The organism is Noviherbaspirillum phoenicis, assembly GCF_047237965.1.
In the GTDB taxonomy this organism is placed as follows: domain Bacteria; phylum Pseudomonadota; class Gammaproteobacteria; order Burkholderiales; family Burkholderiaceae_D; genus Noviherbaspirillum_A.
Window position 1 is genome coordinate 657,075 of sequence record NZ_JBDFLX010000003.1, and the last position, 13,801, is coordinate 670,875.

10 protein-coding genes are annotated in these 13,801 nt (G+C 59.9%); 7 read left to right on the top strand and 3 right to left on the bottom strand.

Annotated features, from left to right (window positions below; genetic code table 11):
- Positions 1-2: 2 nt before the first annotated feature.
- Together ABC383_RS25190 and ABC383_RS25195 are read left to right on the top strand one after the other, a co-directional pair.
- Positions 3-2,102 (top strand): ABC transporter permease, encoded by a 2,100-nt coding sequence (locus ABC383_RS25190; protein ID WP_413018331.1) that lies wholly within the window; start codon positions 3-5, stop codon positions 2,100-2,102.
- The gene (locus ABC383_RS25195) at positions 2,095-3,573 is read left to right on the top strand and encodes an efflux transporter outer membrane subunit (RefSeq protein WP_413018333.1); all 1,479 of its coding nucleotides are present in this window, start codon (positions 2,095-2,097) and stop codon (positions 3,571-3,573) included. Before ABC383_RS25190 ends, ABC383_RS25195 begins: the two co-directional genes overlap by 8 nt.
- Before the next feature lie 157 nt (positions 3,574-3,730).
- Here ABC383_RS25195 and uraH read toward each other — a convergent pair whose 3' ends face one another.
- Together uraH and ABC383_RS25205 are read right to left on the bottom strand one after the other, a co-directional pair.
- Positions 3,731-4,153: a hydroxyisourate hydrolase gene (gene uraH / locus ABC383_RS25200; protein ID WP_413018335.1), complete on the bottom strand. Its 423-nt coding sequence runs from the start codon at positions 4,151-4,153 to the stop codon at positions 3,731-3,733.
- A gap of 15 nt (positions 4,154-4,168) precedes the next feature.
- Entirely contained in the window at positions 4,169-4,681 is a 513-nt protein-coding gene (locus tag ABC383_RS25205) for a GlcG/HbpS family heme-binding protein (RefSeq protein ID WP_413018337.1), read from the bottom strand.
- Between the two features lie 151 nt (positions 4,682-4,832).
- Here ABC383_RS25205 and ABC383_RS25210 point away from each other — a divergent pair, with 151 nt between their 5' ends.
- From ABC383_RS25210 to ABC383_RS25220, 3 genes are all read left to right on the top strand, one after another.
- The gene (locus ABC383_RS25210) at positions 4,833-5,504 is read left to right on the top strand and encodes a heavy metal response regulator transcription factor (RefSeq protein WP_413018339.1); all 672 of its coding nucleotides are present in this window, start codon (positions 4,833-4,835) and stop codon (positions 5,502-5,504) included.
- Positions 5,501-6,934, top strand: a complete 1,434-nt coding sequence (locus ABC383_RS25215) for a heavy metal sensor histidine kinase (RefSeq protein ID WP_413018341.1) — start codon at positions 5,501-5,503, stop codon at positions 6,932-6,934. Before ABC383_RS25210 ends, ABC383_RS25215 begins: the two co-directional genes overlap by 4 nt.
- Positions 6,935-7,303: 369 nt before the next feature.
- Positions 7,304-7,543: a hypothetical protein gene (locus tag ABC383_RS25220; protein ID WP_413018343.1), complete on the top strand. Its 240-nt coding sequence runs from the start codon at positions 7,304-7,306 to the stop codon at positions 7,541-7,543.
- 411 nt (positions 7,544-7,954) lie between these two features.
- Here ABC383_RS25220 and ABC383_RS25225 read toward each other — a convergent pair whose 3' ends face one another.
- The gene (locus ABC383_RS25225; RefSeq protein ID WP_413018345.1) at positions 7,955-8,326 is read right to left on the bottom strand and encodes a hypothetical protein; all 372 of its coding nucleotides are present in this window, start codon (positions 8,324-8,326) and stop codon (positions 7,955-7,957) included.
- Positions 8,327-8,755: 429 nt separating this feature from the next.
- On the opposite strand from ABC383_RS25225, the gene ABC383_RS25230 reads away from it, so the two are divergent.
- Complete coding sequence (locus ABC383_RS25230; protein ID WP_413018347.1) at positions 8,756-11,335, top strand: sensor domain-containing protein; 2,580 nt, start codon at positions 8,756-8,758, stop codon at positions 11,333-11,335.
- Between the two features lie 512 nt (positions 11,336-11,847).
- A complete protein-coding gene (locus tag ABC383_RS25235) occupies positions 11,848-13,632 on the top strand; it encodes a sensor domain-containing phosphodiesterase (protein ID WP_413018349.1) in 1,785 nt (594 codons plus the stop codon).
- Positions 13,633-13,801: the final 169 nt, after the last annotated feature.

The window sequence follows — 13,801 nt, forward strand, 5'->3', positions numbered from 1 at the left end:
CGATGCAAACCGCCTGCATTGAGATCAAGAATGTGAGCCGCACCTACCATGTCGGCGATGTCGATGTGCATGCGCTGCGCGATGTGAGCCTGACGATAGAGCACGGGGAAGTCGTGGCCATCATGGGTTCTTCAGGTTCGGGTAAGTCGACGCTGATGGCAATACTCGGTTGCCTGGACCGTCCGGACAGCGGCAGCTACCGGTTCGAAGGCATCAACGTGGCGCGCCTGACGGAGCCGGAGCTGGCCACGATACGCAGCGAGCGGCTCGGCTTCGTATTCCAGAGCTTCAATCTGCTCGCGCGAACCAGCGCCATCGACAATGTCGCCTTGCCGCTGTTCTATGCCGGGTCCTCGGTTACCGATGGCGCCGAGCGTACTGCAAGGGCACGCACGATGCTGGCCATGCTGGGCCTGGCAGCACGGGAACAGAATACGCCGGCACAATTATCTGGCGGCCAGCAGCAGCGGGTAGCGATCGCGCGCGCTTTGATCAATGCGCCGGCGGTGCTGCTGGCCGATGAACCGACCGGCAACCTCGACACGCAGACCTCGCGCGAGATCATGCAGACGCTGCTGCGGCTGAACCGGGAGGAGGGCGTCACCGTGGTTGTGGTGACCCACGAGCCGGACATTGCCAGCTATTGCCGGCGCGTCGTCACGATGCGCGATGGCGCCATCGTATCCGACCAGCGCAAGGTGGGAACGGAAGGCGGCGCTGCGGACGAACGGCAGGAGGCGCCGGCCGGCCAGGCATTAGAGGCAGCGGAGCGCCCGGCGGGACGCGCTGCCTCCCATCGGGCATTCGCCATGATGATCCTATCGGCGGCGATGCAGGCGCTGGGACGCAACAAGACGCGCTCGGCGTTGACGATGCTCGGCGTCTTCATCGGGGTGGCCGCACTGATCACGATGATTGCGATCGGGCAGGGCGCCAAGGAAGCAGTGCGCAAGCAGATCGAAAGCTTGGGCACCAATCTGTTCGTGGTAGTGCCGGGCGCGGCCCTGAGCGGCGGCGTGCGTGGCGGCTTCGGCAGCGCGTCGACGCTGACGGTCGCCGATGCCGATGCGATATTGCGCGAAAGCCGCAATGTGCATGCGGTCAGCTATCTGATCCGCCAGTCGGGCCAGGTGCAGTTTCGGGAACAGAACTGGACAACGGCAATCCAGGGAGTGACCCCTTCCTATCCGCCCATCACCAACTGGCACGCCGCCGAAGGAAGGATGCTGGGTAACGATGACCAGCAGTTAGCCAGGCTGGTGGCCGTGATCGGCGAGACCGTGCGGCGCCAATTGTTCGGACCGGCGGTCAGCCCGGTCGGCGCCACCATCCTGGTGCGCGGCATTCCGCTGCGCGTGGTCGGGCTTTACGCGGCAAAGGGACAGACCGCGTTCGGGCAGGACCAGGACGATGTGGTGATGATTCCGTTCAGCACCGCCGAGCGCAGGGTATTGGGCGTGGCCACGCCCAGCACCTCCTCTGCCGCAAATACGCAGTACCCGCAAGCGGCGAATCCGTTCGGCCTGCAGCCGCGGCTGACCGGCTATGTGAATCAGATCCAGGTCCAGGCTGTGGGCGCTCTGCAGCTCAAGGCCGCCATCGCCGAAGTGAATGCGCTGCTGACACGCCGGCACCACATCAGGCCGGGGGACACGCCGGATTTCAACGTGCGCAACCTGAGCCAGATCGCGGATGCAGCGGAAGGCAGCAGCAGGGTCATGGCGGCGCTCCTGGCCATGGTGGCGTCGATATCGCTGTTGGTCGGCGGCATCGGCATCATGAATATCTTGCTGGTCTCGGTCACGGAACGCACCCGCGAGATAGGCCTGCGCATGGCGATCGGCGCGCACCGCATCCATGTGCTATTGCAATTCCTGGCCGAATCCGTGTTCATGAGTGTGGTCGGCGGCCTGGCTGGCATCCTTGCCGGCATTGCGGCAACCATAATAATTTCGACGTTGGCGAAATGGCCCACGCTCATCTCGCCGGCGTCGATCGCCGGCGGCTTCCTGTTTTCGGTGCTGGTCGGTATCTTCTTCGGCTACTACCCGGCGCGCAAGGCGGCGCGCCTGAATCCGATCGAGGCGCTGCGCTATGAATGAAGCCGTTGCATGCAGGGCCTCCCGCATTAACATCCTTGCCGCCGTCATGGCCGCGGCGCTGATGCTGTCGGCTTGCGCCGTCGGTCCGGACTACGAAGCGCCCGCGCCACCGGTACAGATGCGCTACACGCCCGATGACCAGCGGCAGATCATGGCCGGCGACGCGCCGGCGCAGCAGATACGAAGCGATATCACGATGCCTTCCTTATGGTGGCAAGCCTTCGGATCGGCCGAGCTAGACAGCCTGGTGGCCGCCGCCCTGACGGCCAGTCCCACTGTCAACAGCGCACGCGCCACGGTGGAGCAGGCGCGCAGCCTCCTGAACGCGGCGCGCGGAGCAATGTATCCAGTGCTGGAGTTCACGTTGAGCGGGCAGCACAGCAATATGACGGCGAGCGCAAGAGGCACGGAGGGCAACCGCTACAGCAGCGGGCCGGCGATCAGCTTCCTTCCCGATCTGTTTTGCGGCACGCGGCGGCGTATCGAGTTGGCGCAGGCGCAACTTGCCTATCAGCAGGCCCAGTGGGAAGCCGCACGGCTCAGCCTGGTCGCCAATCTCGTTTTGCAGGCAATTGCGCTGGCCTCGGCGCTGGAGCAGATTGCCGCGGTGCGGGACATCGTCGCGGTCGACGAACGAAATCTCGAACTGGTCCGCATTTCCACCAGCGCCGGGAAAACGGCGCAGCTTGATGTGCTGACCGCCAGCAGCCAGCTTGCCGCCGATCAGGCGCTGCTGGCGCCCTTGTTGCAGCAGGCAAGCATTGCGCGGCATGCGCTGGCGGTGCTGGCGGGGAAGACCTCTGGTGAGTGGACGCCGCCGGAGTTCAACTTCAGCATGCTGCATTTGCCAGACAAGCTGCCACTGTCGCTGCCTTCCGATCTGGTCCGGCGCCGGCCTGATCTACAAGGCGCGGAAGCGCTGCTGCAGGCAGCCAACGCGGCAATCGGCGTCGCCGCTGCGCAGCTGTATCCAAACGTCACGCTCCATGCATCGTGGGCAAAGACCGCCAACAGCCCGGCCGGGCTGTTCGGCGGCGCGTCTTTCACCAGCGTGGCCGCGGATCTGCTGGCCCCTTTGTTCAATGGCCAAGCCCTTGCGGCGCAGCGCGACGCTGCGATACATGCTTATGCAGCGGCGCTGGAAAACTATGCGCAGGCAATACTCCAGGCATTCGGCCAGGTGGCCGACCGGCTGGAAGCGCTGGAGCAGGATGGCAGCCTGCTGGCCACACAGGCAAGGGCGCTGCAAATCGCGCGCGCCACGCTCGGCCTGACGCAACAGAGCTATGAGGCGGGGCAGGCAAGCCTGCTGCAACTGCTGACGGCGCAGCGGCTCTACCTTGAGTCGCGTCTCGGGATGGCCCGCGCAAGCGGGCAGCGCTACGCTGACACGGCGCAGTTCTTTGTCGCGATGGGGGGAGAGCGGCTGACCGATGCCAGGCCTGAACCTGTTTCAACGGCGCCCCGATAGGCACAATGACGCCACGCCAAAGCTGCATGCATGCCATCGACATTGCCGCCGGTACGGGCCATGCACCAGGTTTGGCTGCAAGGCGGGCGACCCCTGAACGGCTCGGCGTTGCCTCCCCCTGATGGGGAACCATCGCCTTGACAGGCTTCAATCCATACTAATTGCCACGATATGTCGAATAGCCGTAAGGGCTCAGCAAGAGAGGAATGTGGTAGTGCGCAACTGAACCATCCACGCTGAAGATCACGGGAATTTCCGGAAAGAAGGTCACGCCCTTCTGGCTGGCGAACCATTTCCCGGTTTTGAACGTGACCCGGTATGTGCCGGTTTCCAGCTTCATACCTTCCGGATAAAGCGCTGGCACCCTGCCTTGCGCATCGGTCACGCCGCTGTTCAATGTGCCCCATTGCGTGCCGTTCTGCTTCTCCAGCACAACGTCCACATCGGGCGACGGCAGTCCGTCCTGCAGGTTGAGGACGTGCACGCTCAATGGATTGCTTGCGGTGGCGGCGGCTGCAAACCCGAGGGCCGGCGAACTCGACAGGGCGACAGCAGCGATCACTGAATAGATAGGTTTCATGGAGGTCTTCCTTGCTTAGTTTGTGGGAGGTAAAAATTGTGCTATTGCCTGCATCGCGCAATATTCGTCCATCGAGGCGCCGCCCGCCGCCGCCACGCCTATGGCGCCGATCACCTGCCTTTCCGCGACCAGGGGCACGCCGCCGCCGAGCAGAAGCAATGCATCGATGGTATTGAGGTTGGCGCTGTCGGCATCGTTGCGCGCACGCTCGGCCAGCAGTCGTGTCGTGGTCCTGGTCGACAGCGCGGTATAGGCCTTGCGCTGTGCAGCGGCGGTGTTATGCGGACCCACATTGTCGTCGCGCAGCAGCGCCACCAGATTGCCGCCGCGGTCGACCACCGCAGCCACGGCAGTACGGCCCTTTGCATGGCAGGCCGCCAGCGCACCGTCGACCAGCTGCATGGCCAGTGCCAGCGATACCTCCGAATGCTGCAGCGGCTGCGCAGGCTGCGGGGAAGACGCGGCAAAAGCCGATGACATGCCGAAGGCCAACCCGGCTGTGAACAGGCGTACTGATAAGAATGACATGATGGTTTCCCCTGGCTGAACGGATGACTTGACGTAGTGGCGCCATGCTATCGGCTTCGTCCCGTCAATCCGGTTACCTTTGCATTACAGATTTGTAATGGGAAAAACAGGGCGGGCAAGGTAAGCTGCGTTGCTTCATTGGGAAGAACTCATGCGTATTCTGGTTGTTGAAGACGAAGAAAAGACGGCGGACTATCTGCAAAAGGGCCTCAGCGAATCCGGTTACCTGGTGGAAGTGGCTCTGACCGGGCCCGATGGCCAGCACCTGGTGCAGGAGCAGGAATTCGACCTGATCATCCTGGACGTGATGCTGCCGGGGCTAAACGGGTGGCAGCTGCTGCCGCTCATTCGACGCAAGTCGTCCGTGCCGGTGCTTTTTCTGACTGCCCGTGATGCAGTGGAAGACCGGGTACGGGGACTTGAACTCGGAGCGGACGACTATCTGATCAAGCCGTTTTCGTATGCTGAGCTGCTGGCGCGGGTGCGCACCCTGTTGCGCCGTGGCCCGCCGCGCGCGGTCGAGCTTTTCCAGGTCGCCGATCTGCACCTGGACGTGCTGCGGCGGCGCGTCACACGTCAGGGCGAGCGTATAGCGCTCACGAACAAGGAATTTGCGCTGCTGCACCTGCTGATATCGCGCGAAGCCGAAGTGTTGTCGCGCACCTATATCGCCTCGCAAGTCTGGCAGATGAATTTCGACAGCGACACAAACGTGGTCGACGTCGCCATCCGCCGCCTGCGAGCCAAGATTGACGATCCTTATCCGGTGAAGCTGATCCACACCGTGCGTGGGGTGGGTTATACGCTCGAGGTGCAGCCTTGAAGCTTTGGCCAGGCGCGCTCAGCCTGCGGCTCGCGTTGCTGTTCGCGCTGAGTAGCGGGCTGCTGCTGGGCGGAATCGGACTCTATCTTTATCAGTCCCTGGAAAAGGAAATCGCCTGGCGCGATGATCAGGCGCTCGCAGGACACGTCGACCGCATGCGTGCCCTGATCGATGACACCGAGAGCCTGGAGGCGCTGCGCAGCCGCCCCCAGCTCTATGGCAACATGCTCGGCAATCGCGACAGCATGCTGTGGATTGTCGACGATCGCGGCCAGGTGCACATCGAAATCAATCCGGCCGGCCTCCCTGTACCGGCGCTGCCGCGCGGGGACGCGGACGTACGCTGGCAAACCAAGCGCACGGGCATGCCGGCAAGGCTCGCCTGGATGCGCGTGCCAGGTCGCGAAGGCAGCCTGACCCTGATCGCCGGCAAGCTGCTGGGCGAGAGGAACCAGATGCTTTCCGTGTACCGGATGAAATTGTGGCTGGCACTGGGCGCGGGCGCGCTGCTTGCCTTTGGGCTGGGCCTGTCTATCAGCCTGACCGGGATGCGGCCGGTGCGCGAACTGGCTGAACGGGCGGCCGCCATCGATTCGCAGCATCTCCATTTGCGGCTGGACGAAGCGAGTGAAGCGACAGAGTTGCGCGCCTTGCGGGCCGCCTTCAACCAGATGCTGTCGCGCCTGGAGGCAGGCTTCGGCCAGCTCTCGCGTTTTTCCGAGGACCTGGCGCATGAGATGCGCACGCCGCTTGGCAACCTCATGGGACAGACCCAGCAGGCCCTGGCGCGCGCACGCACCGTCGATCAATACCAGAGCCTGCTGGCGTCGAATCAGGAAGAATATGAACGTCTGGCGCGCATGATAGACAGCATGCTGTTCCTGGCGCGCAGCGAGCAGCCTACCGTCGTGGCCAGGTGCAGCGGCATTGATCTCCATGATCTGGGAGAACAGTTGTGCGACTACTTCGAAGGCCTTGCCGAGGAGCGCGGGATGCGGTTGATGAACCGCGCCCAAGGCATGATTAGCGCCGACCCGGAGCTTCTCCGCAGGGCGCTGGCCAACCTGCTAGCCAACGCCCTGCGCTACGGGACGGAGAAAACGCCGGTCCTCATCGATAGTGCATTACGAAATGGCCAGGTGGAAATCAGCGTCAGCAATCAGGGCCATGCGATCGCGCCGGAGCATTTGCCGCACCTGTTCGAGCGCTTCTATCGATGCGACGCGTCACGCAACCAGCGTGGCGATTCCGGTGGCCTGGGCTTGGCAATCGTCCGCACCATTGCGCAGCTGCACGGCGGCAGCGTGTCCGTTCACAGCGACTCCCATGAAACGCGCTTTACATTGATTTTTCCCGCATGTGCTCCCTCATCTTCCGCAATCCCGCGGAAGCGGGATGACGACGAGGCCGCAACCGGCGCATTGGGCTAGGCTGTGCCTGGCGAAGCCGCGAGTCGACAGCATCGACCACCTTGGTATCGCGCTTTGGGGACTGCGCCAATATGGGGATGTCGCAAAAGTCCATGGCGACGGGAATCAATGGCTGCATTTGCCCGGTCAGCACATTCGACGACTGCGCTCATGATGCGGATCTTTCATACTTGCACGCGCGCCTTGAAAACGGTTTCCGTTTAGGCTTCATGACGGCGGCGGCTCGGAAGTCTTTCCATCCTTCTCCTGAAGCTGTCACACATTTGATGTATTCGTATATATAGAAATCGCGCGCACTTACACTCTCGACTATTGCCGCATTGTCAATAGATGCGTTGCGCTTTAACCGTTCAAATCGCCGAGGCCTGCATGCTGAAGATTGTGACTTTTCATGGGCATACCATTTCTGCTCTTTCAGTTCTCTCTGGCGATCGCCGCTGGGGCGCGTCCTATACCGTCTGTGACAACGGAACGCTGGTTCAAAATTCTCGTGAGGTCTCCTTCCAACCGTCTCCGCATGGCGCTGAAATTGCTGCAATGATCCGCGGGATAAAGTACGTTCAAACACGTGTGGCGCGTTCTCGGGAAAATTCAGGTGCAGCACATTGATGGACACACCAGGCGATTCCGCCAGTTCCCTGTCGAACCCGCGCCTGCCGCGATGTCAGCCTGCTCCATGCCGCCAGAACAGGTAGAGAAGCACTGAGCTCAGGCAGGCCGATACGGAAAAATATCACGCATCGGACCGCCATCGCGCTTTACAGCGCCAGATGCCGGGTGCTGCGTCTGTCGGGCGCGTTGGCCTTGCAAGGCTGTGGCTGGCTGCCGGGAACCGAGTGAGCGCTGCGGCACCGCCTTACAGGAACGTGAGGCGCGCGGGAATGTGCACTGGAATGTGCGGCCCCCACCCGAACGAAATCGCGGTAGGGCATAGCCCGAATTGCGTAGAAAATTATCCAGCGGCTGCTGCTTACGCCGTCTGGACGACGGCGACGATCCATTCAAGGTCTGAGGCGCTGCTTACGCATAATTCCAGGCGATGGCGCCCAGCAGCAGGATGGAAGCGATACCAGCGACGCTGTAGGCAATGCGTAACTTGCGCCTATAAGCGATGCGTTCCTCTTTCTGGCGTTCTTGGGCCTCTAGCCATCGCGCTTCAAGGAGCGCCTGTTTCTGGTCCCACAGCTTGCGCTTTCCCTCATCCTTCAATGGGTCGCCCTGCGTGCGTCGTACCGGGGCCCGGGACGCCGTGGCAGCGAATGCCTTTGCTTCTATTGTCCCAACTGGCTGCGCAAGACTCGGTTGCCGGGCGGGTTTTCCGGTCCTGAGATGGGTTTTCTTGTGTTTCTGGCGACCTTTCTTCGCAGGGTTGAATTTGTTCGTTTTGTTCATCAGGAAACTTTAAAAGGGCGAAGCTTTGTATTAATGCAGAGCGATGTGGAATACGTCAAGCCCGACAGCATGGTGCAGTCAGCGCGAAGTCGGAATGGTACACCAAGAGATTTCCTGCTAGCAGAAACAGGGCGTCTCTGTGGATGGCGCGGCTGACTGATATATGCAGCGGACCGTGTAGTTCGCGACCCTCAATCAGATGAACCCAATGGCTGTCATGGAATTGAAGCGAGATGGATCGAGCTTCCCGCTTTCGCTGAGAAAGATTGCGAGCGCTGCGTGCCCCACGAACCGCCGGATCGGCGTAGAACCTTTCCTTGACACATGTTGGCAAAGCCGCTTTGTGAAACCTCCGTGGCATTGAGTGATAACAATTTTCTGTTTGTCCGGAGTCGTACGGTTGCTTACGAAGCTAATATCAATAAGCCAATGAAAAAGTCTAATTCCAAGCGCATCAGAGGTGGCGTGCTGTCCAGCCCCGACGATGCGCCGGCCGGCGCAACGGGCAGTTTTTCAGCTGACTATACGAAGGCAGGCGAGGATCTGGTTTGGAAGCCGGATGCCATTACCTATCAGCTCGCAATCGAAGCTGCCGGCGTGGGAGCGTGGGACCGGGTGCTTGCTACCGACGTGGTGACGATATGTCCCATGATGGCGCGACTGCTTGATCTGCCCCCGCATGCTGCTTCACTTCACGCAGACGAATGGCGGAAGATGATCCTTCCGGAAGATCTCCCTTTCGTGGAGAGTGCCGTCACCGCTTTCATTGACTCCGATCAGCCGTTCAGCCTGGAGTACCGGGTAAGGACACGTCATGGCCGCATCGTGTGGCTGCTCGTGCGCGGGACATTCGTTCTCAACCAGCATGGAAATCCTGTTCGCGTGACGGGTGTTTCCGTCGACATTACCGATCGGAAAAAGGCCGAGGAGGCGGCACAGGCCAGTGAGCAACGATACCGCGCGCTCACTGACTTGAATCCCGACGGCATTCTGGTATGCCAGGAAGATCGCTGTGCCTATGCCAATCATGCGGCGGCCAGCATTTTTCGCGTCGGCCGAGTGTCCGAGCTGATCGGCCGCACCGCTGCCGACTTTTTCGAGCCCGAAGCTGCCAGAGCATTGCATGAGAACCTGCACCTGCTGCTGGAGCAGGGCCTGGAGGCGCCGTTGGCAACCCTGGCTGCCAAGCGAGCGGATGGAGAGCATGCCTATATTCAGGCGACGTTCGGGAAAGTGGTTTGGGAGGGGCGGCCCGCCGTGCAGATCACCGTGCGCGACATTACCGAGCACAAGCAACTGCAGGACCAGCTGCGCATTACCAGCGAACGGCTCAAGCTCGCGATAGAAGGCGTTGGTGAAGGCATCTGGGACTGGAATCTGGTCGCCGATACATACTCGGTTTCCGACAGTCTCAAGCACATGTTCGGGTGGACGGACACGGATCACGAGACTGAACATATCAATTGGTGCCAGTTGATTCATCCTGATGATTTCCGCCGCGTCAACGCCGCACTTTTTTCCTGCATCAGGGGAGAAACGCGCATATACGAATGCGAATTCAGGTTGAAGGACACAAAAGATCGATGGAAGTGGGTATTGGGGCGCGGCGTCGTGGTTGCGTGGGACTGTAGTGGTGCTCCTACAGCGATGACGGGCACGATCTGCGATATCACTGCAAGGAAAGAGTCGGCGGAACAAATATGGCGACATGCCAATATCGACCCGCTTACGGGATTGCCGAATCGAAGAATGTTTCGCGATCAGCTCGATGCCGAGATACGCAAGGCGCATCGAAGCGGCAAGGAATTGGCAGTGCTTTACCTCGACATGGACGGCTTTAAACAGGTCAACGACCTGTTCGGCCATGAGGCCGGAGACCAACTGCTGGCGATAGCTTCATTGCGCCTCAAGGGATGCGTACGCGAAAGCGACATCGTTGCACGTCTGGGGGGCGACGAGTTCACGGTAGTTTTAAGCAACCTGGACTACCAGGGCCACCTCGACTTCCTCTGCGAAAAAATACTGACGGTACTCGCACAGCCCTTCAACATCGGTGCCAACTCTGCCCATGTCACCGCCAGTATCGGCATTGCGCTATATCCGGTCGACGGCCTGGAAGGCAATGAATTGGGCCGCAAGGCAGATCACGCCATGTATGCCGCCAAGGCAGCAGGAAAAAACCAGTTCTGCTACTTCACTCGTGCAATGGATGAAACCGCCCACACGCGCTTGCGCATGTCGAACGCGCTGCACCACGCGCTCCCTCTGGACCAGCTGTCGATCCACTACCAGCCGATTGTAAATCTGAGAAATGGCCGCATCGCCAAAGCCGAGGCGCTGCTTCGCTGGCAGCATCCCAGCCTGGGGGACATCATGCCATCAGCATTCGTACCGCTCGCCGAAGAAAATGGCCTCATCGGCCAGATTGGTACATGGATATTTCAGGAAGCGGCGCTCAAGTCCAGGCAATGGAGCAAGCTGACCGGAGAGAACTTCCAGGTCAGTATCAACAAGTCACCGGTGCAATTCATGGAGCGCGATATCGAGAGCGACTGGCTGACCTATCTTGCAAACATGAATATTCCTTGCGATAGCCTGGTCATTGAAATCACGGAGGGCATGCTGCTGCATGCCTCTTCCCGCGTAATGGACAGGCTTCTCGAATTCCGCAGTGCCGGCATCCAGATTGCCATCGACGATTTCGGCACTGGCTATTCATCCATGGCTTACCTGAAGAAGTTCAAGATTGACTATTTGAAAATCGACCGGTCTTTCATTCATGACATTGACAAGGACCAGGACAGCCGCACGATCGTCGAGACCATCGTTGTGATGGCCCACAAGCTGGGGATGAAAGTCATTGCGGAAGGCATTGAGTCGCAAGCGCAAGCAAGATTATTAGCCGATGCCGGATGCGACTATGGACAGGGTTTCTTCTTTTTGGCACCGGTGCTCGCCGAGACGATGGAGCGTATGTTACAGACTCCTTCTGCTGATAAAAAAGAATAGACCGGATAGTTTTAAATAGAACTGCAAGGCCAAGAACCTTTTTCAATGCATCCCGGGCGGCCCTTCCAGATCGTTCCTGCCCGCTCTCCGGAGGATGGCAGCCAGCCATGTCACCCGCGCCGCCTTCGTTTTCTTGCTTCGTATAGGCTCGCCGCAAAAAATACGTTGCCCCAAACTCTGCGGGAGGCTCGGGAGAAACCGGGACTCAACACATTCGGTCCCAGCGCTATTGAGAGTCCTCCGATTGTTACGCACTACAAAAGCAATTGCGTCAGGCTCGCCGCGTTTACCGCCTGAATGCCAGCCGCCGATATTTCCTTTGTGCATTATAATTGCAGGACTCCAGCGTTGCGGACCATCGTCCTCAAGGTTAATCAGCCGGTCAGCACGCAACATCGAGCGGTCACCCTTTAGCTCTGTTATCGTTGCGAGAGCAAGTTGCAACACCGTTTCGTCCAGGGCCATTACCGGGCAGCGGGTTTGCTCAGCTAGACCTTAACATTAAGACCATTATGTCCGCATCTGACCAGGCAAACCATTTCGCCCTAACGCATGAGGCTGAGCGCATAGAAGCGCTGCACAAGCTGAATCTGCTCGATACTGCGCCGTCTGAAGCTTTCGACCGCATCACGCGCCTTGCTGCGCAGTTCTTTGATCTGCCGATTTCAGCGGTGTCGCTTACCGATATAGACAGGCAATGGTTCAAATCCCGGGTAGGGGTGCCGCATACGTCGATCCCGCGCGAGCGGGCTCCCTGCTCACAGGTGGCAGGACAGGCCAAGGTGCTGATCATTCCTGACTTGCTGGCGGATGATTTCTATTGTGAGAGTCATCTGGCGAAAAGCGGGATTCGCTTTTATGCGGGGGCTCCACTGATGACGGACAGTGGCTTGAGCTTGGGCGCAATGTGTGTCCTTGGCACCGAGCCGCGGGAGGTAAGCGCCAGGGAAGTCGCCACACTGAGTGATTTGGCGAGCATGGTCATGTCGCAGATTGAGCTTCAGCACGCGCTGGGCCGCATTGACCCTATCAGCGGGCTACCCAATCGCAAGCAGTTCAAGGAAGACCTGGACGATCTTGTCCGGGATGGCGGCAACGGCGAGCAGCGGCTGCTGGTCATGGTCAATTTGGCAAAGTACGAGGAATTGGGCGACAGCGTGCGTGTACTGGGCGCTACCGTGATCGAGGAGTACATTTGCCAGGTTGCCAAACTGCTTTGCGGCTTTCTAGGCAAGGAGCGCACTCTTTACCACGTCGCCGAAACGCAATTCGCATTTTTTGCGCCGTCTGGTGCGGAGGTGCATGCGTATTGCGAGAAGGTTGCCTGGTATCTGCGGAGCTGTCATGACCGTCACCGTGCCCGCCTTGTCGTTACGCCGTCGGTTGGCATCGTGCCGTTCGTGCCCGGACAAATCAGCTACGGCAAGCTGCTTCGCATGGCGCACAGCGCGGCCCAGGAAGCACTTCAGACGGATGCCAATGTCAGTGTCTATTCGACCAAGCAGGATGCGGCGCATTTCAGGCGATTCTCCCTGCTGAGCAAGTTCAATGACGCGCTGCAGGCTCCGCAGCAGCTGAGCCTGGTCTACCAGCCACGTATCGATATCGTATCCGGGACATGCATCGGCGCTGAAGCCTTGCTGCGATGGACCGATCCTGAACTGGGGTCCGTCTCGCCAGCCGAGTTTATCCCCCTTGTTGAAGTAAGCTCAATGGCGCGTGAGACCACCGCATGGGTGCTCGACGCTGCAATTGCACAGCTCGCTCGGTGGCAACTGGAAGGGCTCTCCATTCAGCTCTCGATCAACATCTCGGCATCAAATCTGACCGAGCCTGATTTCGTCCAAAGGTTGATGGCGACGCTGGACAAATATGCCGTTGCTCCCGGTCGCCTGGAACTGGAGGTGACCGAAAGCGCCATCATGCTTCAGCCGGACAGAGCACAGACAACGCTCAAGGCGATTTCCGCCGCCGGCATCAAGTTGGCTATCGACGACTTTGGTACCGGATACAGCAGCCTGGCCTACCTGCAGAGCCTGCCAGCCGACGTTGTGAAGATCGATCAGACATTCGTCCGGAGCCTGTTCATCGACCAGCGCAAGCAGATGCTTGTCAAGGCGATGGTCGACTTGTCGCACGATCTCGATTACCGCGTGGTCGCGGAAGGGGTGGAAACAAACGAAGCGCTGGGTTTCCTGCGCTCGATCGGGTGCGATGAAGCGCAAGGGTATTACTTTGCAAAACCTATGGCCCCGCAGACCCTGGTGGAGTGGGTCAATCAACGCAAAAGCGGCTAGCCTAGCGCTTGAAGTGAAGTGGCTCAAACCACGTTTGACTGCGATTGTCAGACGTAATCGAGCTTTTGACCTCATGGTCGCCCGGGTTCAGGCCTTTCAGATCTGTTGGGCAACTGCCCTCAGCCACTGCCTGGGTGGGAAGCGCTCTTGCCCGACAAGCCCGTGTCGC

What these genes read in the sequence shown, in the direction of transcription:
- ABC383_RS25190 (WP_413018331.1), top strand. Translation starts at nt 3, where the DNA reads ATGCAAACCGCCTGCATTGAGATCAAGAATGTGAGCCGCACCTACCAT.
- ABC383_RS25195 (WP_413018333.1), top strand. Translation starts at nt 2,095, where the DNA reads ATGAATGAAGCCGTTGCATGCAGGGCCTCCCGCATTAACATCCTTGCC.
- uraH (WP_413018335.1), bottom strand. Translation starts at nt 4,153, where the DNA reads ATGAAACCTATCTATTCAGTGATCGCTGCTGTCGCCCTGTCGAGTTCG.
- ABC383_RS25205 (WP_413018337.1), bottom strand. Translation starts at nt 4,681, where the DNA reads ATGTCATTCTTATCAGTACGCCTGTTCACAGCCGGGTTGGCCTTCGGC.
- ABC383_RS25210 (WP_413018339.1), top strand. Translation starts at nt 4,833, where the DNA reads ATGCGTATTCTGGTTGTTGAAGACGAAGAAAAGACGGCGGACTATCTG.
- ABC383_RS25220 (WP_413018343.1), top strand. Translation starts at nt 7,304, where the DNA reads ATGCTGAAGATTGTGACTTTTCATGGGCATACCATTTCTGCTCTTTCA.
- ABC383_RS25225 (WP_413018345.1), bottom strand. Translation starts at nt 8,326, where the DNA reads ATGAACAAAACGAACAAATTCAACCCTGCGAAGAAAGGTCGCCAGAAA.
- ABC383_RS25230 (WP_413018347.1), top strand. Translation starts at nt 8,756, where the DNA reads ATGAAAAAGTCTAATTCCAAGCGCATCAGAGGTGGCGTGCTGTCCAGC.
- ABC383_RS25235 (WP_413018349.1), top strand. Translation starts at nt 11,848, where the DNA reads ATGTCCGCATCTGACCAGGCAAACCATTTCGCCCTAACGCATGAGGCT.